Source organism: Pseudomonas sp. FG98 (assembly GCF_057808595.1).
In genome coordinates this window covers 23680-49872 of the sequence record NZ_JBMDIJ010000048.1, presented here as the reverse complement: position 1 = coordinate 49872, position 26193 = coordinate 23680, and the positions used below count along the sequence as shown (strand labels likewise).

18 protein-coding genes are annotated in these 26193 nt (G+C 61.8%); 7 read left to right on the top strand and 11 right to left on the bottom strand.

Annotation, left to right across the window (positions count from 1 at the left end; all coding sequences use genetic code 11):
- Nucleotides 1–141: 141 nt before the first annotated feature.
- Nucleotides 142–1845 carry a putative bifunctional diguanylate cyclase/phosphodiesterase gene (locus ACODSK_RS22740; RefSeq protein ID WP_489019339.1) on the bottom strand — a complete coding sequence of 568 codons (1704 nt, stop codon included), beginning with the start codon at nt 1843–1845 and terminating at the stop codon, nt 142–144.
- Between the two features lie 333 nt (nt 1846–2178).
- Between ACODSK_RS22740 and ACODSK_RS22735 the strand changes: the two genes are divergently transcribed.
- The 4 genes from ACODSK_RS22735 to ACODSK_RS22720 all read left to right on the top strand — a co-directional run bounded on the left by ACODSK_RS22735 (nt 2179) and on the right by ACODSK_RS22720 (nt 5432).
- A complete protein-coding gene (locus tag ACODSK_RS22735; RefSeq protein ID WP_489019338.1) occupies nt 2179–2493 on the top strand; it encodes a helix-turn-helix domain-containing protein in 315 nt (104 codons plus the stop codon).
- A gap of 221 nt (nt 2494–2714) precedes the next feature.
- On the top strand, nt 2715–4019 hold the full coding sequence (locus ACODSK_RS22730; protein ID WP_489019337.1) for a C4-dicarboxylate transporter DctA: 1305 nt from the start codon (nt 2715–2717) through the stop codon (nt 4017–4019).
- 29 nt (nt 4020–4048) lie between these two features.
- Nucleotides 4049–4753, top strand: a complete 705-nt coding sequence (locus ACODSK_RS22725) for a FadR/GntR family transcriptional regulator (protein WP_489019336.1) — start codon at nt 4049–4051, stop codon at nt 4751–4753.
- Between the two features lie 16 nt (nt 4754–4769).
- On the top strand, nt 4770–5432 hold the full coding sequence (locus tag ACODSK_RS22720) for a GntR family transcriptional regulator (protein ID WP_489019335.1): 663 nt from the start codon (nt 4770–4772) through the stop codon (nt 5430–5432).
- On the opposite strand, the gene ACODSK_RS22715 is transcribed toward ACODSK_RS22720, so the two are convergent.
- From ACODSK_RS22715 to ACODSK_RS22695, 5 genes are all read right to left on the bottom strand, one after another.
- Complete coding sequence (locus ACODSK_RS22715) at nt 5429–6478, bottom strand: AI-2E family transporter (protein ID WP_489019334.1); 1050 nt, start codon at nt 6476–6478, stop codon at nt 5429–5431. The genes ACODSK_RS22720 and ACODSK_RS22715 overlap by 4 nt on opposite strands.
- Before the next feature lie 168 nt (nt 6479–6646).
- Nucleotides 6647–7444, bottom strand: a complete 798-nt coding sequence (locus tag ACODSK_RS22710) for a DUF4892 domain-containing protein (RefSeq protein WP_489019333.1) — start codon at nt 7442–7444, stop codon at nt 6647–6649.
- Between the two features lie 117 nt (nt 7445–7561).
- Nucleotides 7562–8416: an alpha/beta fold hydrolase gene (locus tag ACODSK_RS22705; RefSeq protein WP_489019332.1), complete on the bottom strand. Its 855-nt coding sequence runs from the start codon at nt 8414–8416 to the stop codon at nt 7562–7564.
- A complete protein-coding gene (locus tag ACODSK_RS22700) occupies nt 8413–9207 on the bottom strand; it encodes an alpha/beta fold hydrolase (protein WP_489019331.1) in 795 nt (264 codons plus the stop codon). The genes ACODSK_RS22705 and ACODSK_RS22700 overlap by 4 nt, the downstream gene beginning before the upstream one ends.
- Nucleotides 9208–9317: 110 nt before the next feature.
- Nucleotides 9318–9647 (bottom strand): hypothetical protein, encoded by a 330-nt coding sequence (locus ACODSK_RS22695; protein WP_489019330.1) that lies wholly within the window; start codon nt 9645–9647, stop codon nt 9318–9320.
- Between the two features lie 328 nt (nt 9648–9975).
- On the opposite strand from ACODSK_RS22695, the gene ACODSK_RS22690 reads away from it, so the two are divergent.
- Nucleotides 9976–10200 (top strand): response regulator transcription factor, encoded by a 225-nt coding sequence (locus tag ACODSK_RS22690; protein WP_489019340.1) that lies wholly within the window; start codon nt 9976–9978, stop codon nt 10198–10200.
- 92 nt (nt 10201–10292) lie between these two features.
- Here ACODSK_RS22690 and ACODSK_RS22685 read toward each other — a convergent pair whose 3' ends face one another.
- The 5 genes from ACODSK_RS22685 to ACODSK_RS22665 form a co-directional block, all read right to left on the bottom strand.
- Nucleotides 10293–14216 (bottom strand): RHS repeat domain-containing protein, encoded by a 3924-nt coding sequence (locus ACODSK_RS22685; RefSeq protein ID WP_489019329.1) that lies wholly within the window; start codon nt 14214–14216, stop codon nt 10293–10295.
- Nucleotides 14217–14297: 81 nt separating this feature from the next.
- Nucleotides 14298–17162 carry a hypothetical protein gene (locus tag ACODSK_RS22680; protein ID WP_489019328.1) on the bottom strand — a complete coding sequence of 955 codons (2865 nt, stop codon included), beginning with the start codon at nt 17160–17162 and terminating at the stop codon, nt 14298–14300.
- Nucleotides 17163–17176: 14 nt separating this feature from the next.
- Entirely contained in the window at nt 17177–19522 is a 2346-nt protein-coding gene (locus ACODSK_RS22675) for a hypothetical protein (protein WP_489019327.1), read from the bottom strand.
- 40 nt (nt 19523–19562) lie between these two features.
- On the bottom strand, nt 19563–21344 hold the full coding sequence (locus ACODSK_RS22670) for a hypothetical protein (RefSeq protein ID WP_489019326.1): 1782 nt from the start codon (nt 21342–21344) through the stop codon (nt 19563–19565).
- 188 nt (nt 21345–21532) lie between these two features.
- A complete protein-coding gene (locus tag ACODSK_RS22665) occupies nt 21533–23818 on the bottom strand; it encodes a hypothetical protein (RefSeq protein ID WP_489019325.1) in 2286 nt (761 codons plus the stop codon).
- Nucleotides 23819–24022: 204 nt separating this feature from the next.
- On the opposite strand from ACODSK_RS22665, the gene ACODSK_RS22660 reads away from it, so the two are divergent.
- On the top strand, nt 24023–25027 hold the full coding sequence (locus ACODSK_RS22660; protein WP_489019324.1) for a hypothetical protein: 1005 nt from the start codon (nt 24023–24025) through the stop codon (nt 25025–25027).
- Between the two features lie 138 nt (nt 25028–25165).
- Entirely contained in the window at nt 25166–26173 is a 1008-nt protein-coding gene (locus ACODSK_RS22655; protein ID WP_489019323.1) for a hypothetical protein, read from the top strand.
- Nucleotides 26174–26193: the final 20 nt, after the last annotated feature.

Sequence of the window (26193 nt, the reverse complement as noted above, 5' to 3'; positions counted from 1 at the left end):
AGAATCTCCCACAGAGTTCGTGTTGCGCCTAATTGAGATGTGTAGATACCCATGCCTATCGCTGGCAAGCCAGCTCCCACAGGTTCAGCGGTGCACGCGGTCACTGTGGGAGTTGGCTTGCCAGCGATGAGGCCACCAGCATCACAGCACCCCCAACGCCTTCACCCGCCACTCCCGCGGCTGCTGGAAGCGCTCCACCCACTCCACCACCTGCCCCGCCGGCATCGGTCGGGAGATGCCATAGCCCTGGGCGATATCACAGCCCAGGTCCATCAGCAACTCGCCGTGGGCCACGGTCTCCACGCCTTCGGCAATCACCTGGCGATCGAACTCCCGGGCCAGCCCGATCACCGCACGGGTCAGCGCCAGGTCGTCCTGGTCATGGAGGATGTCCTGGATAAAGGACTTGTCGATCTTCATGGTCTGGGTCGGTAGTCGCTTGAGGTAGCTGAGCGAGGAATACCCAGTACCGAAATCATCCAGGGAGAAGCGCACGCCAAGGCGCTGGCAAGCTTCCAGGCAGTCGCTGACGCGCTGGATATTCTCGATCGCCACCGACTCGACAATCTCCAGATCGAGCATCTGCGGCGCCACCGAGGCATGCCGCGCCAGCAAGCGTTGCAGACGCACGACAAAGTCATCGCGCTGGAAATGCCGGGCGGCGATATTCACGCTCACCGGCCAGTGGCAGCCCAGCGCCTGCCATTGCTGCATCTGCGCCAGCGCCCGGTCGATCACCCATTCGCCGATATCGACGATCAGGTCGGTGCGTTCCACCAACGGCAGGAAATCCCCTGGCGGCACCACGCCGCGGACCGGGTGGTTCCAGCGCAACAACGCCTCGAAACCCACCACCGCGCCGCTGCGCATGTTGACCTTGGGCTGGTAATAGAGCGACAGGTCACCGTGGTGCAGGGCATGGCGCACCTGCTCGACGGTCTGGTGCGTGGCCTTGACTTCCTTGTCCAAGGACACATCGAACAGATGGTAACGGTTGCGCCCGCGCTGCTTGGCCAGGTACATGGCCTGGTCGGCATGGCGCAGCAGGGTATCGGCGTCATCGTTGTCATGGGGGAAGCGGGTCACGCCGATGCTGGCGCTGACGCTGATGGAGCGGCCGCGGATCATGCAGGGTACGGCCATGGCGCGAAGGATCTGCTCAAGAACATCCTGCAGGCACGGCGGCCCCTGGATATCCCCCAGGATCAGCACGAACTCATCGCCGGACAGCCGCGCCAGGGCATCCCCCGCGCCGAGGAAACGCTTCAGGCGGCGCGCCACTTCCACCAGCAGCAGGTCGCCGCTGTCATGGCCGTAACCGTCGTTGACCGCCTTGAAACCATCGAGGTCGAGCATGCATACCGCCAGCGAGCCCTTCGCGGCGCGCGCCCGCTGCAGCGCCTCGTCGAGCAACTCGCCCAGGCAGGACCGATTGGGCAGGCCGGTCAACATGTCGTGGCCGACCCGCCATTGCAAGGTATGCAGGAGCTGACGCTTGTGGGTGACGTCAAAGCGAATGGAGGCGTATTTGCGCAGCTCGCCGGTGTCCCGGTCGAAGAGCGGCACGATGGTGCTGTCGACCCAGAACAGCGACCCATCCTTGGCCCGGTTGCACAACTCGCCCTTCCACACCTGACCGTCGGTCAGGGTGCGCCACATCTCGCTGAACACCTGGGGCTCGTGCTGGCCCGAATTGAGGATGCGGTGGTCGGCCCCCAGCAGTTCCTCGCGGGTATAGCCGGAAATGGCGCAGAACTGATCGTTGACGTAGGTGATACGCCCGTCCAGATCGGTCTCGGAAAAGATCGCGGCGGCGTCGACGGCCGTACGGTAACTCTCACCCATGCCCCACTCCATCGGGCACCAAGGCTCGAAGCGTCTGTTTCGCTGGTTCCAGCCCGAAGGGCGGCGGTAGCAGGTAATCTGCGCACATCAGCCGTTGCGGGTAGGAAAATGTCTGCCGGGCGGCAGTGATTGGCAACTTGGGACGCACGATAAAGCTCCATGAGCCGCAGGAAATACACGGGTTGTTCTCTCCGAAACCCGCTGCGGGAAAACCTGTCCAGGGAGCAAATTCTACGAGAAGCATCACCTTTTGCAATCCAAGGTGATGGCACCGGAGGTTGTCCTTTAAAATTATTTATCGTTAAGTTCTTGATTCTAAAAGGGAATTGAGCGATGGAAATTTCAAGTTTGGGGTCAGCCATCAGACGCTATCGCAAGGTCGCGGGGCTCACCCAGGCAGAACTGGGGGAGAAGTCCGGATTCGATCCCAAAACCATAAGCCGCTTTGAAACCGGTACCTACACACCCAGCGTCGAAGCCCTCTTTGTTTTTGCCCGGATCCTGGGCGTCAGACTCACCGCCTTTTTCACCGACCTCGACAGCGAGGACGAGCAACGCGCCTACCTGTTCGGCGTCATCCATAAAGCCCCGCGCAAGGACCTGAGCAAACTGATTGCCGCCGTCGACCAGGCGATGTCCGAGCCATAAATAACGGCACCGCGACAGAATGGTTCGCACCTAGCAAGAACAGTATCATTGCGCCATTACTGGTCAGACCGGTAAAACCAATTGTCGGGTGACCTCTTGCGAAAGCTGAAAACCAGTGGGTATAGTGGCCGCGCACTGGACATACCGGTAAGACCACAATAATTAAGTCCGACGCGCCATCTTCGTCATGGCAGCCAGGACACCGATCAGAGATCCCTCCCATGCTCAAATGGTGCTCGCGTTCGATCTTTCTCCAAGTAGTGCTCGGCCTGATGCTCGGCATCGCCTGCGGTCTGAGCTTCCCCGACCTCTCCCTGCAACTCAAACCCCTCGGTGACGGTTTCATCAAGCTGATCAAGATGCTGATCGGCCTGATCGTGTTCTGCGTGGTGGTCAGCGGCATTTCCGGCGCCGGCGACCTTAAGAAAGTCGGGCGCATCGGCCTGAAATCGGTGATCTATTTCGAAATACTCACCACCATCGCCCTGGTCCTGGGCCTGGTGTTCGCCTTCACTACCGGCATCGGTAGCGGCGCCAACATCCATCTGGACCAGCTCTCGGCCACCGACGCCGGCGCCCTCGCCGAACGCGGCCAGCATATCCACAGCACCACTACCTTCCTGATGGATCTGATCCCCACCTCGGTGATCGGTGCCTTCGCCGACAACAACATCCTCCAGGTCCTGCTGTTCTCCGTGCTGTTCGGCAGCGCCCTGAACCTGGTGGGCGAATCGGCCTCGGGGATCTCGCGGCTGATCAACGAACTGAGCCACGTGATCTTCCGCATCATGGGCATGATCGTGCGCCTGGCCCCCATCGGCGTTTTCGGCGCCATCGCTTTCACCACCAGCAAGTACGGCCTCGATTCGCTGCAGCACCTGGGCGGCCTGGTCGCGCTGTTCTACCTGACCTGCGCCGGCTTCGTACTGATCATCCTCGGCGTGGTGATGCGCGTGTCGGGCCTGAAGATGCTGCCCTTCCTCAAGTACCTGCGCGAGGAGCTGACCATCGTCCTCGGTACCGCTTCGTCCGATGCCGTGCTGCCGCAGATCATGCGCAAGCTTGAACACCTGGGCATCGGCAGCTCCACCGTGGGCCTGGTGATTCCCACTGGCTACTCCTTCAACCTCGATGGCTTCTCCATCTACCTGACCCTGGCCATCGTGTTCATCGCCAATGCCACCGGCACGCCACTGGCCATGACCGACCTGCTGACCATCCTGCTGGTGTCGCTGGTCACCTCCAAAGGCGCCCACGGCATCCCTGGTTCGGCCCTGGTGATCCTCGCCGCCACCCTGACCGCGATCCCGGCGATCCCGGTGGTAGGCCTGGTGCTGGTGCTGGCGGTGGACTGGTTCATGGGCATCGGCCGCGCCCTGACCAACCTGATCGGCAACTGTGTCGCCACCGTGGCCATCGCCCGCTGGGAGAAGGACATCGACCTGGATCGCGCGCACAACGTACTTAGCGGCAAGCAGGGCTATACCTTTCAACCGCGCAAAACGGCCCACCAACAAGAGTTCTGAGCCTTGACCGATTTATCCTGGAGCGACCTGTGATCACCTCATCGACCGTAGTCAACGCAGTTGTGGAAAAACTGCGCCAGGCCCTGGCCCGAGGCCAATGGCGCTCCGGCGACATGCTGCCCGGGCAGCGCGAGCTGGCCGAGCAGTTGGGCATCAGCCGGCCCAGCCTGCGCGAAGCGGTGACGGTACTGGAAACCCTCGGCCTGGTGCGTTCGATGCCAGGCAAGGGGGTGCTGGTACTCGACCCGGACAGCGCCGAACCGACCCTGGTCCCGGCTTCGGTGGCCGAGGCCAGCCTCGAGGATGTACTGCAACTGCGCTACACCCTGGAGCCCTTCATCGTCGGGCTGGTGGCGCAGTCCATCAGCAGCAGCGAGACCGGGCAACTGCGCCTGACCCTGATGGACATGCGCGAGGCCCTCGAAGCCGACGACGCGGAGGCCGGGGTCAACGCCTACATCGCCTTCCACGAAGCGCTGTTCGCCCTGACCTCCAACCCGATCTTCCAGAGCGTGGTGCAGCAGACCAGCAACGCCCTCAAGCAGAGCGCCCAGGTGCTGCGCAAGTCCCCCGAGCACCTGGCCGCGCGACTGGCCGAGAACGAAGCGGTGGTGCGTGCCATCCGCAACAAGGACAGCGCCCAGGCCAGCGCACAGATGCGCCGGCACATCCTTGAGGAAGGCCGACGCATGGGTATCGAACTGAAGATCCCGGACGAACAGCCGGGTTACTGAATCCAGGAGCGCGAGAATGAATACTTCCCTGCCCTTCCTCATGGCTGGCGGCGGACGCCGGATGTCCGCCGAAGAAATCTATCCGCAACTGTTCGACGCAATCCTCGAACAGCGGCTGACTCCGGGCACGCCGCTAACCGAACTGGCCCTCGGCCAGGCCTTCGGCGTCAGCCGCACGGTGATCCGCCGGGTGCTGGGACGGCTATCGGACCAGCAGGTGATCGTTCAGCGCCCGGCCCACACCGCGCGCCTGGCCGCACCGGATCCGCAGCAGGCGCGGCAGGTACTGAGCGCCCGGCGGCTGGCGGAAACCACCCTGATCGAACTGGCCGCGCGCCGCTCGCGGCCGGGGCAGTTGCGTCAGTTGCGCGAGCTGATCGCCCGCGAGCGCCTCAGCCATGAGCAGGGCCAACGCTGCACGGCGATCCGCCTGGGCGGCGAGTTTCACCTGAAGCTGGCGGAGATCGCCGACAACGCGCCGCTGACGCGCTTTCTCAACGGCCTGGTGCCGATGACCTCGTTGATCATCGCCAAGTACGAGCAGCATGGCTGCGAGCATTGCGCCTGGGAGGAACATGCAGCGCTGGTGGATGCACTGGAGGATGGTGACAGCGAGGCCGCGCTGCGCCTGATGCATGTGCATCTGGATCGCATCGAGGCCAAGCTGGATCTGGATTAACTGCGATTGACCGGGGACTGGTGATTGGACCAGTCCACCAGCAGGCTGTAGCCCACCGCCAGCAGGGTCGGGCCGATGAACAGGCCGATGAAGCCGAAGGCCAGCAACCCTCCGAAGACACCCAGCAACACGATTACCAAGGGCAGATCACCACCGCGGCTGATCAGGTACGGCTTCAGCACGTTGTCGACACCACTGATGATGAAGGTGCCCCAGATTCCGAGGAAGACCGCCATGCCGTACTCGCCCTGCCAGGCCAGCCAGGCGGTGGCCGGAATCCAGGCCAGCGGCGGGCCCATGGGAATCAGGCTGAGCATGAAGGTCACCAGGCCGAGCACCAGCGCCCCCGGAACCCCGGCGATGAGGAAACCGATCAGCGCCAGCAGGCCCTGGGCGGCGGCGGTGCCGATCACGCCGTTGACCACCCGCTGCACGGTGCCGGCCACCAGGTCGAGGTAGTAGTTGCCGCGATCGCCGACCAGGCGCTCCAGCAGGCGCAGGACGAAGGCCGCCAGGCGCGGCCCGTCGCGATAGAAGAAGAACACGAAGACCAGGCTGAGGATCAGCTCGACAATACCGCTGCCGATCTGCGCGCTGCGCGCCAGCAGCCAGTTGCCCACCTGGCCGAGATAAGGCTTGACCGTCGCCAGCAACGCCGCGCCCTGCTGGTCGATGGAGTTCCAGTAGCCCACCAGGCGCTCGCCGACGAAGGGCACGCCGGCCAGCCAGGACGGCGCGTCGGGCAGGCCGTCGACCTGCACATCACGTATGAAGGCGGTGGCATCACGGACATGGTCGGCCAGGTTGAAGCCCAGCCAGACCAGGGGCAAGGCCACCAGCAGCAGCCACAGGGTAGTGAGGAAGCTTGCCGCAAGGGTTTCCCGCCCGCCACACAGGCGCGTGACCAGGCGCATCAGCGGCCAGCTGGCATAGGCCAGGATCGCGCCCCAGAGCAGCGCGGAAATGAACGGCGCCATGACCCACAAGGCGGCCCCGAGCAGGGCCAGCAAGAGGATCTGCACCAATAGCCGGTCGTTGTTGAGCATGCGTTCTCTCTCTTGAAACCCGGAAGAATCATGGATCTGATCGCTGGCAAGCCAGCTCCCACAAGATGCCGGGCCAGCCGCAGGATTTGTGCCCGACGCGGGCCCTGTGGGAGCTGGCTTGTCGGACCGCCGCACCGCAGCGATGAGGCCGACACTGGCCCCACAAGGTCAGCGAATCAGTTCCACATGCAAGCCACTGGCCGACTGGCTACCCACCTCGAGACGCGCCGAACGAACCCCCGCCGCACTCAACTGATCAAGCCAACCCTGGGCCTGGCCCCCGGTCAGGCTGACCCGCAGGCTGCTGTCCAGGTTCAGGCTGCGCGCCAGCAACTGCACCCAGGCCTTGGGCGGTTCGGCATTCAGGTCGGGGTAATCGAGCTTGCCGGTACTGCGCAGCTCGCGCAGGACGGTGGCCGGGGTCGGCAGCACCTCGCCCAGCGGGGCATTGGCCTCGAATTGCTCGGCATGCAGGTAGGCGCGCTTGTTGCCGCGGGTAATCGCATAGAGCGCCACCAGGGTGTCGTCGTTGTCACCGGAGCGGCGCAGGAGGATGTAGAACTGATCCTGGTCGGAGCCGGAGAGCCGGGCGCTGCCGAAGATCTCGTTGTTCCACAGGCTGTTTTCACCACAGTCGCGCCGCTCGCACCAGAACAGCGGATAACCGCCATCGGCCTGCAGCGCTTCACGGGCACTGGTGAAGGCCTCCTCGGCGCGACGCTCGGGCGGCAACTCCCAGGTCATGGAACGGATGTCGCCGCGGGCTTCGATCCGCCCTTCCATGCGCAACTGGCCGCTGATCTTGCGCAGCGCCCCCAAGGGGTAGATGCGTTCCTGATCGGTGGCGGAGCGCTCGTCGACCACCTTGGAATCCTGGGGAATCGGCAACTCGCCGCCGGCATGGACTGCGCCCGCTACCAGCAGGAGGCCGGTCAGACCGGCGCGAAAGGCTTGCATGGCGCTCATCGGCGAACCCCGCCGCAGCACACGGCGTGGCGAACGAAACGGGGGCTGCTGTCGTGCTGGGTCATGATTGTCTCCCTGATCAAAACCCGCCAAGCCTCGACAGTTGCCCGATACAAGTCAAGGAATGGCAAAGAAGCGATTGAAACAGTCTGCAACAAGGGTTGCGCCAGCCTCATCGTTCAGGTGCAGGTGATGGCCACCGGGCAAGCGTTCCAGACTGAAGGGTAGCTGTTCGAGGAGACTCGTGTTGCGCGCCAGCATGCCGTCCTCGGCCACCACCAGGGTGGTCGGGCAGGCAATCCGGCGCACGAAGCTCAGCGCCTGCTCTTCGCTCATGCGCATTGGCGACGGCAGGGTCAGGCGGCTGTCGCTGCGCCAGCTGAACCCGCCCGGCACCGGCACCAGGCCGCGCTGGGCCAGCAACTCGGCGGCTTCACGGCTGACCGCTACCATGCCTTTCATCCGCGCTTCGACCGCCTTGTCCAGCTCGGCATGCACCGTTTTGCGCTTGCCGTCATGGCGCAGTTGCGCCTCCAGGGCCATGCCCATGCGCTCGGCGGCGTCCTGTGCCGAGGCACCGGGGGGAATCACCCCATCGATCAGCGCCAGGCGCACGACCCGCTCGGGCAGGCTGCCGGCGAGAATCACCGAAACGATGGCCCCCAGCGAATGCCCGAGGAGGGAAAACCGCTCCCAACCCAGTTGCCCGGCAACCCGCAGCACATCGTGGGCGTAATCCCACAGCGCATAGCCGGCCCCCGGCGGACGATGCCCGGAATAGCCGTGCCCGGCGAAATCCAGGGCAACAATGCGCAGCCCAAGCAGCTTCGGCGCCAAGCGGGCGAAGCTGTTGGCGTTGTCCAGCCAGCCGTGCAAGGCGATAACCGGGCGACCGTCTTCGGGGCCATACAGGTGCGCGGCCAGTTCGACATGGCCCAGGTCGAGGCGGATTTCTTCAACGGAATGGCTCATGCCGATTGCTCCTGCCAGCGCTGGAACACCGAACGGATCAGGCGTGCGGTATCGTCCGGACGCTCAAGCGGAAACATATGCCCGCCGGTGACGCTATGGTTCTCCCCCAGCGGCATGCGTCGCACCGCTTGTGCATGGTGGGGGCGGACGATGCGGCTATCGCTGCCGCGCACCATCGCCAGCGGCACCTTCAGCTTGCCCGGGGAAGCCGGCCGGGTGTGCGGGATGCTGCGGTAGATGCGCATCTCGATGGCCGGGTCGAAGGCCAGACGCCAGCCATCGCCCTCCTGCTTCAGGCCATGTTGCAGGTAGGCTTCCAGGCATTCCGGATCGAACGCCCGAAACAGCGACTTGCCGGCGAAGTAGGCCCGCGCCTGTTCGAGGTCGTCGAAGGCTTCGCGGCGCCCTTCGGTACGTCCGGCCGGGGTGATGCGGTCGATGAAGCCCCAGCGCTTGGCCAGGCGGATCAGCCACTGATCGGCAAGGGTCAGCACCGGCGAGTCGAGCATCACTACGCCGCGATACAACTGCGGACAGCGCAGCGCCGCATGCAGGTGCAGTACCCCGCCCAGGGAATGGCCAACGCCCCAGACCGGCTCCGCCTGTTGTTCCAGGTGATGGATCAGCTCGTCCACCAGCAACAGCCAGTTGTCCCCCACGGGAAAGCGCGGGTCGTGGGCGTGTTGGGGCAAATGATGGACCTGGTAGTCCGGCGCCAGGCCGGCGAACAGCTTGCCGTAAGTGGCCGAGGGGAAGCCGTTGGCGTGGGCGAAGAAGATCTGCTGCGACATATCGGACGGCCTGCTGCGAAAAAAACTGACAACGATTGTCCGCAACCGCCGGGGATCGGGCAATGACCGGAACAGCCATCGGGGATGGCAGTCCGGTCAGCACCAGGGATTCAGAAACCTTCGAACGAACGGTGCATGCACGCCTGGATGTAAGCCACCTGGTACTCATAGGCCTCGCGGACCTGATGGCGCTCCTGCTCACCCAACTGGGCCCGCTGCATGGCCAGGCACGACACCTGGAGCATCTTCGCCATCTGCTCGCAGGCCAGCTGGAACTGCTGCAACTGTTCGGACTCGCGACGATTGCCATAACGCCGAACCAGGGCATCCAGCCGTGCATCGGCGGCATCGTGCAGCACCTGGAACTCGGCGAAGTCCAGGTGATAGCTGAAGTTGCACTCGTCCAGGACCTGACGCAGATCGGCTGAACAGGCTTGCATTCCATTAAGTCCAGTCATGGGAATCTCCTCGCGAAGCATGCTGCTTGTACGATCCCACGCTAGCAATTCGAAGCAGGGCCAACAACTGACAAAAATATCAGGTCGAGCGATCCGCAGCGCAAACGTGAAGAGCACCCCATACCCTTCACAACTGATATTTTTGTCAGGTTTCAACATGAAGAAACGGCGATATAAGTGTCCCCGTACCGTCCCGGTCAAATGGAATTACGAAGTCATTTTTCAATTTGCACTTCACATGCCAGGAGCTCACTTCATGTACGCAGACCAATCCCTCGGCAGCGCCTCGTCCCTCGCTCCCGCCCAGAGCATGCGCGGCTTCCCGGACGATCCCATCAGGCTGACCCCCAAGGAATCCGTGGTCCTGCAGTGGAGCGCCGAAGGCAAGACCTCCTGGGAAATCGCCCATATCCTGCAATGCAGCGAGTCGGCGGTGAATTTCCACTTCAGCAATATCCGCCGCAAGTTCGGCGTCACCACGCGCAGCGCAGCCATGCTCAAGGCCTTCGAGCAAGGCCTGATCAGGCTGCGCTGATAGCGCACCGGGCCGGCCAGCCGCGCCGGCCTGCGTCGCTCAAACGGACGAGGTAATCGGATGGACTCACCCCCGCCCTCACGCCCCCGGCGTCAATCATCAGGCTCGCCACCCGACTCCGCACTGCCAGGTACAGAAGCACTGCGATAGCCATGGGCGGTGTAGGCCAGCGCCGTTGACGTCGCGCCCACCACGCTCTCCTGAAGCACGGTGTTCTTCTGGTCGCAACCGAGCAACAGGCTGATCTCATCCAGCTGGTGCTCCGCCAGCAGATTGCCGGCGCCGCGCATGAAGGTGCTGCCCTGCCCGCCCTGGACCAGGTTGGCCAGGTCCTGCTCGCGATAGAAACGCTGCTCGGTACCCTCTACGCCGGTCAGGCTGGCCAGGCGATCGAGGGGATCGTAGCGGTAGTTGCCGGAGGCCACGCCAGTGTCGTCGCCCACGCTGACCAGCCGGCCAAGGGCATCGTAGTCCAGGCGCCGGCCCTGCTCGTCGCGGATCAGGTTGCCGTCGGCGTCGTACTCCAGAAGGATCAGTTGCGGGTAGTCCTCATGCCTGTTGGTAACCGAGGTCAGTTGGGTAGGATCGGCCGGATTGTCGTATTTATATTCCGCCAGGTTATTGCCACCGGGGAAGGTAGTCAGGACCTGGGTGATATTGTCCATGACATCGAAGCGGAACAACTGCGCCTGCACCGGCTTGCCATAGGCATCCAGGGGCGGCGAGCCGGTGCAGGTGTAGCCGGTCAGGCGACCACGCTGGTCATAGTCGTAGTCCTCCTGGCGCACCAGCGCGCCCTCTTCGCTCTGCGTGCGCTGGGTCAGGCGGTCCACCGCGTTCCATTGCTGGCTCAGTTGCTGGTTGGACGCCCCGAAGTCGAAGCTGCGCAGCACCTCCCGGGAGAAGTCGTCGTAGGTCAGGGTCACATGCACCTGCTCGGCATTGTCATCGGTTTCGATGGTGTGCAGCCGGCCAAGTCCGTCGTAGGTGAAGGTCGACGTGGTGGACTCCAGGATGGTCTGGTCCAGACGACCTGCCTGGTCATAGCGGTAGGTCTGGACCTGGCCGAACACGTCGGTGTAACTCAGCAGACGACCACGCAAGCTGTAGACATAGTGCATCGAGTACTCCTGGCCATCCTCGCTGCGGGTTTCGCACTTCAGATCGCCGGTGCTGTAGTACTCCCGCGTCATCACCTGGCCCTGCTCCTCGCATCCGACCAGCCGGGCGTTCTCCTTGTCGTAGTCATAGGTGGCGGATACCCCGGGCGCCAATTGGCGACTCCGCGGTTCGTCACCCAGCTCCGGCTGGTAGTCGTAAGTGATCTCCACCCCGGCCGGGGTCGTCACCGTTCTGGGCTGCATGCGCCCCGGATCGTAGCTGAAGGTGCGCTCGCGTCCCCCGGTCACGGCACTGACCATACGCGACAGGCCGTCGAAGGTCTGCTGACCGAGCTCCCGCTCATTGACGCTGATATGGATCGGCAGGTCTTCGTCGCTGTGGAGGGCAAAGCGGCGCTGCACCCGCGACAGGTCCGGGAGGATGTTCTCCACCAGACGATCGAAGGCGTCGTAGCGATACTGGGTGACGTGATTGAGGCCATCCACCTCGCGCGAGGTCCGCCCCAGGCCATCGTAGAAGTACTCGTGCAGGCTGACGCGCTTGTTATCCGTATCGAGGCGCTCGACATGGATCGGCTTGCCAAACAGGTTGATCCAGGTCTCGGTCACGCCAGTGGACTGCTTGCCGGCCTGGCTTGCACGCCAGGAACGGACAATGGGACAGCGCGATTGCGCGCTGCCGATCGGGTCGGTTTCCTCGTACACCACCACCTGGTCCGGGCCGGTGTCGCTGAGTTGCTGACCCCAATCGTCGTACTCGAAGGTATGCCGCAGCGGCAGGTCGAACCTCACCGGCGCATCACCCTCGCCTTCCTCCGGATCGCGCACCAGCCAGTCGAACTCGCATTCCTCGACCTTGCGCCCCAGGCCATCGAAGCTGGCCGTATAGGTGGTGCGCCAGGCACCGTCGCCGCCATCGACATCCTGGCGTTGCTCCAGCACCGGCCGGTTGAGGCCATCGACGATGGTCTGGGTTTGTACGCCCTTGACATCGGTCATCTCCTGGATGGCCCGCTGACCGTCAATGCGGGTCAGGGTGTAGGTGTAGCTGCGGGTCGCGCCGTAATCGGAATCCGGCGCCACGGTCTCGCTGGTGACCCGGCGCAGGGTGTCGTAGGTGTAGCGAATCTTCACGTCGCTCTCGTCGTAGGTCTGCACCGGCTCGCCGATCAGCAGGCCGTGCTGGAGCACGAGGATCTTGCTGGTCTGGTCGAAGCCGTGAAGGGTTTCGGTGGTTTGCAGCACGCCCTCCGCCGTCATCAGTTCGTACGTGTAGTCGGTGAAGGTCGGCAGCCCGTTGAGGGTTTCGCTGTCGCTGGCGAGACGACCATGGAGCATGGGATCGCCCGGGCTGTCGTGGTACTCGTGATGTACCGTTTTCAGCACCGTGCTGCCTTCCAGCAACTGCTCGTCGAACAGCACCATCCAGCGATTCTTGTCGACGCCATCGAGCGGCGCCTTGTCGATGTAGGTGTAATGGGTGGTCAGGGTCGGAGCCGTGCCCTCTCCACCCGCTGCCGGAGTCACCACCTGCTGCTTGATATGCCGGACAAATCCATCCGGGTCTTCGGGGCAGCCTGCCTCACCCTCGGCGATGTAGTAGGTGTTGACGGTGGTCACGCCGTCGGCCCGCACTTCCCGGGTCTGGTTGCCGTAGCCATCGAACCCGGTCTCAACGGTTTCGGTACGCGACAGGGTCGAGTTGTCGGACAGCGACCAGCGGGTGATCACCTTGCTGGGCAACTGGAACTCTGGCGGCTGGCTGGAGAACGGCCCGTCGATGTCGTGATATTCGGTGCTCACGGTCTTCACGCAGCGGCCCTGGGTGGTCACCTCTTCGGTCAGCAGGTGGAAGCGGTTGAAGCTGTAGTCCACCGCTCGCACCGGCTGGCCATCGAGCAACTGCTGGGTGAAAGTGCCGTAGGTGTAGCCGGCGCCGACCTTGTACAACTGGTCGAGGCCGTCGTTCACCCAATCGATCGCGGCACCGTTGCCGAGGAAGTTGGTCTCGGTGTAGTCGTAGCGGGTGGTCATCACCGGTTGACCGGGGCCGGGATCGATGTGGTGCTCGGTCACCCGCGGAAAGTTTGGCCGTGGGGTGCCCGGGAAGGGATGACCTTCATCGCGGTATTCGAGGGTCTCCACCCCGCCCAGCGGCGTACTCACGCGCTTGATGCAGACGACGCCAAGCACCTCCTGGTACTCCAGGCGCCAGGATGCCTGTTCCTCTACCGGCAGCACGATTTCAACCACCCGTCCACCGGTGAGATTCATGGTGAAACGGGTCAGCGGCTGGTCATCGAAGGGCGGCAGGAGCAGCTTCACACTGCTGGTCAGGCGCTGGACGCGCAACAGCTCGCCGGTAGCGTCGTGGATACTGGCCAGGCGATAGTGAGTGCCGTTGAAGTTGGCATAGGTCAGCTCGATATGGTGCCCGGTCGGCCCCAGTATCCGCCATGGCAAGGCGACCCGGCGCTCGCCGGTGCCGATGGCCTTGAGTACCTCCACCAGGCCGCTCTTGTGCACCACGCGCCAGGTGTCCTCGTCGTCATGGAAGAAGCGGAAGCTGTTCAGTTTCTTCTCTTCGATATCCGGCTCGCCACCGAGCTCATCACCAGTGACCTTGTAGGTTTCGCCGGTATACAGCGACAGGATGCGATTGTGCGGCGTGTACTGGCTCAGCCGCAGGTTCCAGCCCAGGCCATAGCCGCTGTCCTCGACATTGAGCGCGGTGTAATCGATCTTCAGCGTAAAACTGGGGCCGATCAGGGCATTGGCCTTGAGCTCGGGCAGGTCGATGGTGATGGTGTACTGGCCGGTGCGCGGATCGACACTGTTGCTCATGAAGCTTTTGAAGTTGAAGGCGTTGGAGTGCAAGGAGCTGGACATGGTCATGGCGAGGTCCCCCTGGGGAGATGGCGCTGTCGGGGCGGTACCGCCGGCAATTGGCCGGGGTACCGCCCACTCGAAGGGTGATTACTGGCGGTTGATCATCAGGGTGTTGCGACTGTCATCCTGGGTCGGTGACGGGAAGCCCACCGCCAGGCGATGGCGATTGCCCTCCATGTCGATCAGCACGAAGATCAGCGGCTGGTCGAGCAGCTGGCGGTACATCCTGTCCTTATCGCCGTAGGCCATCTCGTCGTACCAGAAGGTCATGTCGTCGACCCGGTGCAGGCTGATCATCAGTTCCCCGGGGGCAGGCCGGTAGAGGACACTCTCGAATTCCTCCCTGATCGGCAATCCGCCCTGTTGCTGATGCAGCAAGCGGTAATAAGGGTCGAAGGTGAGACGCGCCGGTGGCTTGTCGTGTTCGCCATAGACCGCCGGATAGAAGGCATGACCGGTGAAGCTGAAGAACAGCTCGTCGATCTGCTCGCTTTCCCATTGGATCGTCGAGCAATTGGCCTCGATGAACATCGTGGCGAACGGTATCTGGTAGATCCCCATGCGCCTGTAGAGCACTGTCCAGTAATCCACTGACTTCATGATGTAGTTGAATTCATCGGTGCCATCGGGGCCGGTGTAGCCCGAGTCACTGAATGCCCGTTCGCGGACGAGTTCGTAGTCATTGACAGAATCCGGGTTCGGCAGCCGCTCCCCAGTGAGATAGATATCCCCCTCGCTGAGGAACGCATCGGACTTCCAGATGCCACCGAACATGTCCTGGAACTGCGCGTAGAAGCGGCGCGGCCCCTGTGCGGTGATGTGTACATACAGCATGTGCCGCCGGACCGATTCGTCGCGTGGCGCAGGCAGCTCCGCTGGTGCTTGCCCGTTGGCGCGATTGGCATCGTACAGGTCGAAACGGTTGCGATGCTTCAGTACCGCATAAGGTATCCCGCTGCCGTACTCGATGCCCTCCTGTTCGTCGTCGAGGAAAGGCAATGGCAGGTCGGTGAGTCCATCGACGATCTGCATCGTGGCCAGCTCGCATGGCTCCAGGGGAACGTCCTGACCGTCGACCGGCTGGGTCTTCACCGTGATCAGCAAGGGGATCTGCTGGTAGCCATTGGCGTAGCACTGGTTCAGGCTGCCAGGGGCCTCGATGGCAAAGCTGTCCAGTGCACTCCAGTGCGGCTTGTCCTCCCGCCTGGACATCTGGACCGTGGCATACCCGGTCGCCATGCTGGTGCCGTTGTCCAGCATGAAGTCGCACAGGACCAGGCTGATCAGCGAGGTCACCTCGGCCGGGGGCGTGAACACCCCATCCTCGCTGATCGAACCTTCGCCGATCACGCTCCAGTGTGCGTACTCAGGAGGAACATTGGTAAAGAACTGCACGCTGGCGCCCTGCGCGATCGAGGGCACGTAGGGCGGATCGACCTCCGCGCCGGGGGTCGCACTAACGATCACCATGGCGGACTCGATGGTTTCCCCGCTAAGGGCATCCCGACATTCGATCTTCTGCAGGCTGACCAGTGGCTCCACGGTGTCCGGCGGTGTGTAGACGGCATGGCCAGCGCCCTTCACCTCCAGGCTGCCCAGACCCGGCTCCAGCAGTCGCCATTGCAACTCGCCACCGCCCAGGCTGGAGACACGGATATCCACCGCTTCCCCACCCGGCGACAAGGAGCGCGCCCGAGGCTGGACACTCATCGATTCACACCGGTCGAGCACCATGGCCGAGCTTTCCTGCATCCGCCCGTCAAGGGTATAGCGGGCAATCACCATGGAGGGCTGGCTGTCCTGGCCCAAACGCTCGACCGTCGGGGCCGAGTACAGGCCATTGGCACTGATGCTGCCGGAACTCAGTTGGCTGCCCAGGCTGTAGGTGCTCCACTGCACCCCACTGACCAGGCTGCCATCGGCGCGACGCACTTCGAACTGCCGCTGCCCACCGGCCTTGAGGCTGCTAACCAGCGGTTGCACGGTGGCACTCTGCTCTGCGCCGCGAATATTGCCGAGAACCAGCAGATCGTGGGGCTCGTGGCGCCCTCCCGCCTCTTCGACGAACAGGTTGCGCGCCGGGAACGCCATGCTCTCGGTCACATCCAGCGGACGCTCCTCGACCCACTTGCGCAGATCGGCATTGAGCGCCAGCGAGGCGGTGTACAAAGGGCCGTCGCCGTTCCTGTCGCTGGGAATCAAATAGGGGAAATCGCTGCCAAGCACCGGTTCGCGGCCATTCTCGTCGAGCCCCTTGAGACGCGTGAACAGCAACAGCGCGCCGTCGCCGTCGGTAGCACCCGGCGCGGCCTGGGTGTACAGGTGAAACGCCCTGGGGCTCAGCGGGTTGTAGCCATTGAGATCCACCAGCCCCATCTGGAACACCCGGATATTGCGCGGCTGCGCCTTGATGTAGGCGAACAATGCCTCGCCCATGCGTTGTTGCGCCGGCCATTCCGGCAGGGCATTGCAGGTCGGTTGCTCGCCCTTTTCCAGGTCGAGGGCAAAACGGGCGCTGCGGTCCACTTCGCCGAGGAGGGTAGCCATGTCCAGTTGCATGCTCAGGTTGAAGCCCTCCTCCTCGCTGAAATCGAAACAGGAGACCAGGCGGGGCGGCCCTACCGAGGCACGGCTGACCAGGCTGAAGGATCCCGCGATGATGCTGATCGCCAGGGAGACCGACGACCCGGGCAAGGCCGACGACGCGAAGGACACCTGCGGCGCACCGAACACCACATTGGTGAAAGTGGCGAACATGTTCTCTTCATCGGTGAGCGACAGCTCGATGCTCAATGGCTGCATCAGGCGGAAGTCGTTGAGCCCCGCTACGTATTGATGCCGCAGCAGATCGTTGAGGCGGTTGCGGCTGAAGGCAGCGATGGCGCCCCAGCCGAGGGTCACCGGCTGGTCCTTCATCTGCGCCAGCAGCGCTTGCAGGGTATGTTCGGACATGATCCAGACTCCTTTTATTCACGCGGCAGATTGCGCTGCAGATGAACCCGCTGGACACGCAACGCTTCGGGCATGGGCAGCAACGGTATGGGCAGGATGACGAAACCCTTCATCACCCAGCCAGGGGCGAAATCCACGATGCCGGTGATCACGGCGAATTTGTGCTGCCCCTCGGGATCGAGGGTGAAGACTCCGGTCACTTCGTCGATTTGCCCGGAGCCGGCGATCACCTTCCATTCGAATGGCTCGTCGATCGGCAGCAGGTTGCCCTGGAAGCGCGCGCGCATCTGCAACTTGTCAGGGTTGCCGATGTCCTCGTACTCGATGATCAGGGTGCCCGGGTTATGCACCACCACCACCGGACAGGATTGGCTGACGCCGTTGAGCGCGCTGGTCACCACCACTTCGTCGACGGTGACGTTGACGTCTTCCAGCCGGGGCCCCGGGCGGTAGTTGTGGTCGCCGAAGGTAATGGTGCTCGGCTTGATCGTCGCCCCGGAGCTCGGGTCGGCGATCTTCCAGGTCAGGACTCCTCCCCCCAGGGCACCGGCCGACATCTCCCGGCCGGTCTGGGTGCCGACGGGACAGGTCATCACCATGGGGTTGACGTTGATGGCACGGGTAACCACGTTGATCAATGCGCTCTGGCGATACTCGCCGACCTGCGCGGTGACCCGGATGCGGGTGTAGCTGCCACTGATCTCGCTCAGGGCCGGCGCGGTGTATTCGCCGCGGGCATCGATGCTGCCGACCGCATCGGAAGAACCCGGGACCTTCTCCACCGACCAGGTCACGCCCTCCATCTCCGGCTCGGTTGCGAACTGACGCTTCTGTCCCGGGCCGATATCGGACTCCAGCGGGGTGATCGCGAAGCGGGTCAGGCTGGGCGAAATATTACCAAAGGCTGCCAGGTCGCCGGGCAGTACTGCACTGGCAAGTTTGACCACATTCTCGCCTTTGAACAGGATGCTGTTGAGGCGGAAGATATCGATGTATGAGGCGGATTCAGCAAGCAAATCCATGTGGTACCGGATGCTTTCCAGCAAATAATTCGGAACCACCTTCTGAACCTCGTCAAATCTGGAGAAAATTTCAGGGATGTTGGCGTTTTCTCCTGCTAGAAGTTGGAAGGTCGTCACGTCACCGATGGGATCGACCACGAGTTTTAAACTGTCAGTTCCAGCGATCTGCCGAAACTCATACGGACGAGCAATATTCCAGGACCACGGGAGTGGATGCTCCGACCTAACGCCTTCTACGGTTTCCAGCGATGCACGTAGAGGTGTAGAGGCCACCCAATTAAGCAAGACTTTCCCCTCGGCGAACTTGCACAGCAAAATGGCCGCTGATCCGCTCATTGGAAAAGCGTGGTAAACCTGAAATTTCCTGAACCCCTCGACCAATGGCACGGACGAGAGGCTCCCAGCCTCACCGCCGCGCACTGCCAGATAATCTACAAACTCATTCTCCTTCCCCATCAACTCGAACGTGAACTCAGCCTGGTCGTTCGCCATCGCCCGGCAGCCTTCAGACATTATCTTGCTCATCAGAAATTCATTTCCCAGCAGCATCGTCGCCGAATGCCCTTCCGGAATCAGGTAGTGCAGATCCTCGTCCTCGACCACCAGTTCACCGTTCTCCTGATCCTTGGTGGTGATAAAGACCAGTACCGAACCCGAGCCGTATACGGCTGAACGAGGATCCCTGCCACCCGGTGCCGCATGGGTGCGGATATGGAACTCCTCAGGCACCAGGTACTGGTTGGGGCCCGCCATGATCTGGTTGAGCACATGAATCTGCTGGTCCCTTTCGATCTCGTTCTTGAAGTACCAGTCGAAGAAGTCCCCTCCCAGCTCCCGCTCGTGGTCGGTTGCAGCGAAGGTCAGACGCACATTGAAGGCCTTGTACAGGTCGAGGAACACCAGGCCCTCGTCGGTGATCTTGCCCTGGGTGGCTTCCAGCTTGATGTCCATGTACAGCAGCGGGCCGTCGAGGGCATCAATGGACTTGATCTTCGCCACATGAGGAATGCCATCGACCAGTTCCAGGGAAATCTGCGAGCCGCCGATGATGCGCATGGTCAGCCGGGCCATGGAGTCGGAAATCACCGCGTTCTCGAAGGACAGCCGGCCCGCGTCGATGATGTAGTCGTAGATGAGTTCCACGGTGCCTTCGGTGGTCTCGATCTCGGTGGTTATCGGGTCCAGGTAATGCCCGGTGGTGAAGCGCTCGATGTATTCCTGGAGCAATACCGTGTTGGTCTTGACCCGGTCATAGGCGACGATGCAGTTCCAGCCCATGGTCCGTGGTTTCTCCGACAACCATTGCAGCAGATCGTCAACGGAGGCTTTGTATTCCATGGTGCTCGTCCTCTTGCAATGGTCGGGGCGGTGTCGCCCATCAGGCGATCAGCTTCAGGTTGGTATCGCGGAACTCGATCCAGGTCTCGCCACCGTCGTAGCTGACCCGCGCCTCCAGCAGGAAGGACTGGCCCAGTTGCAACGAGGCGAGATATTCCTTCGACAACTTGGCGGTAATCTCCCTGGCCGCGAACTCGTCCGCCGTGACCGGGGCGGCATCGCGCACGATCAGGTCGCGCTGCTGATTCTGGTCATTCACGCCCCTGGCCTCGATGATCAGCAATTGTCCTTCGGCCATGTAGTACCAGTTACGCAGGCGCAGGTCGGCGCCACTTTCTGGCACCTTGGAGAGGGATAGCTCGGTGTTGGCCTGGAGGCACTCGACATTGGGATAACGATCAACCGGGAACGGCTCGATGCGCAGGTGGAACGGCACCGACTTCTGTGGTGCTCCTCCGCCGGGCGACAGGCGATAGAACACATCGAAGCGCTTGGCTTCGCCGCCGATATTGGCTGCGACGGCGGTGCTGGGCACGCGGAAGCGCCGTGGGTTGTCGGCATTGGCCGGGGTGGTAGCGACATGCTGACCACCGGCGGGATGGCCGGCCCAATGCACCTCCAGCAGATCGTCCGGTCCGAGCGGAACCCCCGACGGCACATCGACGTAGACCCCGGACACCGCGAGCGCCGCGTCCAGTACGCCCTTGTTTTCCCCGCTGCCACCTTCCGCAGTGGCCTTGTCGACGACGGGCGGCAGCAGGTCCAATGGCTGACGGATACCCAAGGACAGGGTTTCGCTGCTCAACGAGCGACCCGCGCGGGCGAATTGATGGAACACACGGACATCGCCCCCGACATTCGCCAGCAACCATTCCGGCTCGATCCAGATCTCGACGACCCCGGTATCCACCAGCGAGGCATCCATGCGCACCGACTTGATCACGCTGCCGTCGGGACGTCCACCGACCCAATGCAGCAACAACCAGTCTCCATCGCTCATCCCGGGCCAGGCCGGGACGTGCAGGTAGAGGCCGTCCGGGAAAACCCCGGGGTCGAGGTTGTCCTCGCCCTCATGGCCATCGACCCAGGGCGCGGGCTGGCGCGGCGAGGTCTCGGGGCCGATCTGGAAGATCTGCACTGGCGAATCGAGGCTGCGCTCACCCGACACGTACTCGATGTGATAGAGCACTTCGGCGTAACCACCCTCGATAAAGCTCACATTGCCCTTTGGTACCTGCCAGGCCAGCGGCTTGCCGATATCGGCCCTGGTCACGGGCTTGTCTTGCGTCCAGCGATCCTCTTCCTCGCCTTCCCAGTAGCCGATGAAGGTCAGTATCACCTTGTCGCCAGGACGCATTGCCCCGTAGGGTGGCACTACCGCCAGGGCAAAGGAGCCGGTGACATTGTCCGGGTCCAGCACCAGGTCGTGGGCATCGCGCATCTGCGCTACCGGGGGTGTACGCACGCCGACATGGCAGAACTGGCGCAGGGACTCTGGCGCAATGGCCCCCCCTTGAGGCGCCACCGAATAGGAATACAGCAACCAGCCCTGGTCCAGCGCCAGCAACAGCTCACGGGGGATACTGACAGGCAGGCCGTTCGCCTCGCTGTAGCCGTTGTCCTCGGAGACTTCCACGGCGGGCTCCACCAGGTCGTGGGCCTGACCATCGGCACCACAACCGCGCCAGACGGGATATACCCAGTCACCCAGGGCGATGCCCGGGTACTTGATATAGGTCTCCAGAACGCCGTCCAGCTCACCCAGGTCAATGGTGTCGGTGCCTTGCAGCAACGGAATGAAAGGACGCGGAAACGGGTTCATGGATCATTCCTGCACAAGTGCCTGGACTACCGGCGGATAGGGTTGGAAATCCTTGTGTTTTTTTACGCCTCGATCGTCAGCGGCGGTACTAGCAGAACTATCAGGTAGCCAAGCAGGACTGGCGGCCGCGCAGGCGCAGGCGTGCCCGCCATGCAACGCCTGGCAAAGGCTTCAAGGCATTGATCCGGCTAGATATCCGCGGGAGTCCAGTCAATCTCCGAAAGCTCGACATAGGGAATCGGCAGCAGGATGTAACCGTCCGCCTGTACCGCTTCCGACAGCCAGACTTTCAGGGTGACGATGGAAAACAGCCAGGGTGATTCGCCCCCCGGGGTGAATACACCCGAGGTCGGATCGACGCTGCCGGCACCAAGCAGCACCTTCCACTCCCGCCTCATTTGCGCCGGGATCTCGGTACCGCCGCTGTAGCCCGTCAATTGAACGGTGTCGCCGCTGCCGATGCGTTGCGACTTGACGATAATTGCCAGCGGGTGATGAGTGACCAGTACGTAGGCGAGCTGGCTGTCCCATCCGCTGGAAACCTTGATCTGGTCGATGGAAAAGCTGGTGTTCGGCAGGACCGGGCCAGGGAAGTAGGTGTGGTCGCCCTCCGGGTCCTCGCTGGGCACGATGCGCGCGCCGGATGCCGGGTCGACCACCTCCCAGTCGAGCGCGCCCGAACCACGGGTGCCGGCGCGCATCTCCCGGCCGCGACTGGAACCGGCGCTGTGCACCATCACCTGCGGGCTGATACTGATGGCGCTGGCCAGTACCGTCACCAGCGCGCTGCTGGTGTAGCCGCTGGCGCCGTCGGTAGCGCTGACCTTGACCCGGATGTAGCGGCTGGGCAGGTCCCGGGGCGAGGTATACAGGCCAAGGGCATTGATGGTGCCGACCGGCCCGCTCTCGCCCTCCGGGTTCTCCACTTTCCAGGTCACGCTGCGCAGGGGATAGGTCACGAACAACTTGACCTGTCCGGGGCCCATGGCGAACTCCATGGGGGACACAACGAACACGTCGGTCAATGGCAGGACCTTGCCATGCAAGGCCAGGTCGCGAGAGAAACCGAATTTTTCCAGATGCACGTTATCGCCTTCGCCAAACAGCGGCTCGACCATTTGATCGCAGGGGATATCGGTCAATGCGGCCAGGAACTGCTGGAGGCCTGCTTCAGTCCGGGCAATGACCTGATCACGCAGAAACGGCCCCACTTCGGAATTGAACTTGCTCACCGGAGAGGGAAAGGACGACTGATCAACGAGCTTGATTGTGCAGGTGTTTACCGCGCTTACCTGCTGCTCCCTGATCTCGACAAGGCCTTCAACTTTTTTCAGATGCATCCTGTAGCTGCGCTTGAAGAAGAATTCGATTGTCACCTGGCCTGTAAAACTCCATCCCAGGGAGCGGAGAACAAACTTCACCGGCGTGGTATAGAGGCCCGACCAGGTCAATAAGGTAGTGCTGCTGGTGAAATCCAGCGTGAACGAACTCAGCGGAAGACGAATGTCATCCAGCGTGACATCGCTGAATGTCGACGTGCTGGTATTCAATGAATATCGCGCCATCGCTCCCGAAGTGGCATGCAGGTAATGCTGTCCCGGAACATCCGAAACCTCCATTCGCCCGACAAAGGGCGAACTGGAGTGGGTGATCTTCTCGCATGCCGGGACGAAGTATTTTTTGACCATCAGCTCCCGGGCAACAAGCATGATGAAGCTGTAGCCCAGACCGTTATCGAGCAGATAGCGCATATCCGCGTCGCTGGGTGGCTCACTACCGTTGCCATCCCCCTCCATCCTGATCAGCAGCAGTACCGCGCCAGCCTGCGGATCTCCCGGTTTGCCGTGAGTGCGCACCTTGAAATCCGCCGGTTTGAGAAAACTCCCGTCCGGGATTCCCACTTCGCCTAATACGAAGATCTTCTTGTCGTCGTCCAGCGCCTCGAACTTTTTCTGGAAATACGCGCCACTCAAGCGCCGTTGCTCGACGGTATCGGCGAAGCTCATCTCGAAATCACCGCCCTCGGCGATGTTCAGGACCATCTTGCCCGCCGACACCAGCCCCGGCATCCGGTTGATGGCCAGGTTCATATGCAGGACAGGACCGTTGAGCACATCGATCGCCGAGATCCTGGCCAGGCGTGGCGAGCCATCCTGGTGCTGTTCCACCGACAATTGCGAACCGCCCACCACTTTCATGCGCAGACGCGCCCGGGAATCGCTGATCGTGGCATTTTCGAAGGACAGCCGCGGACAATCCAGGGTGTAGTCGTAGATCAACTCTGCCGTGACATCGGAGGTAATGATGGTTTCGTTGAAAGGCGGCAGATAACTGCCACTGGAGAAATCGCTCACATATTTCTGCACCAACAAGGTATTGATCCGATTGCGATCCATCGCCACCAGACAACCCCAGCCGTAGGTACGATCACCCTGGTCCAACCATTCGATAAAGTCCTGCCAAGGATCGGACATAGTGGCCTCCTGCACGCCTGGGTAATTGCCTGAAGTGAGCTACGGACTTCAGTACAGCGCCCTTACCAGCCCCCCGCAACCTAGCAGTTCTGCCAAGTAGGCAACGGTCGTGAACGGGTATTAACTGGGCAAACGACCCGGTCAATAACTGCGGCAAGTACAAAGATCCAGGTCCCGCCCCCTCATGCAAAAGGCAGACACGCCATGAACATGAAACCCCTGTTCGGCATTCTCATGATGGGCCTCGCGCTCCCCGTCCTCGCCACGCAAGTGAGCGAGCGTTCGGCCGGCGGATATATCCAGCTTCGTGACGAGCTGCCAGAAAAAGACACAATTACCTGCAATCTTCCGGTAGGGCCTGCTGGCAGTGGGCAGACCCGCATCTATGAACTGCCCGCCGATGAAAGCCCCTGCCGCTCATTCATGAACAAGACCAACGAGATCTATTTCTCCGAACTGCCCTCGGCCGCCCAGATAACCCTGACCGGTAATAGTCTCTGCAACACGACCGACCCTGACATGGAGGACAACTTCTGGATAAAACTCAAGACCACCTTGAAGTTCACCTCCCCTGAAAGCATGAGCATGCAGTACTTCTTCAGCCAAACCAAAGGCACCATCATCAAACCCGGCCTGTTATTGGTGGACTACTACCTGAAAGGTGAGGCAGCGGATGCCGTGGACCAGCTTTCCTGCGTCAAGGTCGTTACCTCCCGGGCTACCCTGCCCAAACCGATCGAATGGCCAGGCCTCGAGAATCTAATCTGGACAGGGCTGAAACCCGACGGCAGTTATACGTTCAATTGCCCAGCCAATCGCATCATGACCGGATCCGGCTTCGAGATGTGGGAGGATTATTCTGTCCTGTATCAATGCGCAACTCCCATGCTGAATGGAACGGAAGTTGTCGTGAAAAACTACAGGCAATCCGCCCACAACTCAGGGCCAAACAACTATTACCTCTGCCCCATAAACACCATCATGACTGGTATGGCTACGAATGATGGCTACCGGTATTCATGTGCCGAAGCCTGGCTTGGCGACACCCGTCTCGAAGTAATGCCGGATGATACCGTTGGCCAAATGCACCCCATTTTTGAACACCGTTTCGCCTGTCCAACTGGCAAGGCCCTTATCTCGCGTTACTTTTCGGACGGAGAGAAAATCGGTTACCGCTGCGGAAAACTCTTCCTCCCTGCTCCACCTTGACAGCAGCCTCTCCAAGCTGTCCCTCGCAACCTAGCAGTTCTGCCAAGTAGGCAATGGCCGTGAACGGGTATTAACTGGGAAAACGACCCGTTCAATCACTGTGACCCATGCCCTCTCATGCAAAAAGGCCGATTCGCCATGAACATGAAACCCTTGTTCGGCATTCTCCTGATGGGCATCGCGCTCCCCGCCCTCGCCACACAAGCGAACGAGCGTTCGGCCGGCGGATATATCCAGCTTCGTGACGAAATCCCGAACGATGGCACAAAGACCTGCAACCTTCCGGTGGGCCCTGCCGGCAGCGGACAGACCCGAATTTATGAACTGCCCGCCGATGAAAGTCCGTGTCGCGCATTCATGAACAAGACCGATGATATCTACTTCTCCGAGTTGCCCTCGGCCGCCCAGATAACCCTGACCGGTAATAGTGTCTGCAATACCGATGGACCTGATACCGAGGACAACTTCTGGATAAAACTCAAGACCACCTTGAAGTTCACCTCCCCTGAAAGCATGAGCATGCAGTACTTCTTCAGCCAAACCAAAGGCACCATCATCAAACCCGGACTGTTATTGGTGGACTACTACCTGAAAGGTGAGGCAGCGGATGCCATTGACCAACTTTCCTGCGTCAAGGTGGTTACCTCCCGGGCCACCCTGCCCAAACCGATCGAGTGGCCAGACCTCGTGGATCATCGCTGGACAAGTTTCCATCCCGACGGCGGTCTCACTTACAACTGTGGAGGTAATCGCCTCATGACTGGCGCCGGCCTGGATGTATTTGACGACGATGACCCTGTGTCGTATCAATGCGCAACCCCCGTATTGAAAGGAACTGAAGTTACCCTTAAAAACCATAGGCAATCCGCAAAAAATACAGGGCCAAACAACTATTATGTTTGCCCTATAAACACCATCTTGACGGGAATCAAAACTGATGGCGGTAGCCGATATACATGCACCGAAGCCTGGCTTGGCGACACCCGTCTCGAAGTAACGCCTGATAATACCTTCGGCGAAATGCTTCCCTCTATTGGCCACCGTTTCGCCTGTCCAAGCGGCAAGGCCCTCATCTCGCGTTACTTTTCGGACGGGGATAAAGTCGGCTACCGCTGCGGAAAACTCTTCCTCCCCGCTCCCCCCTGACAGCAGCCTCGCCAAACCAC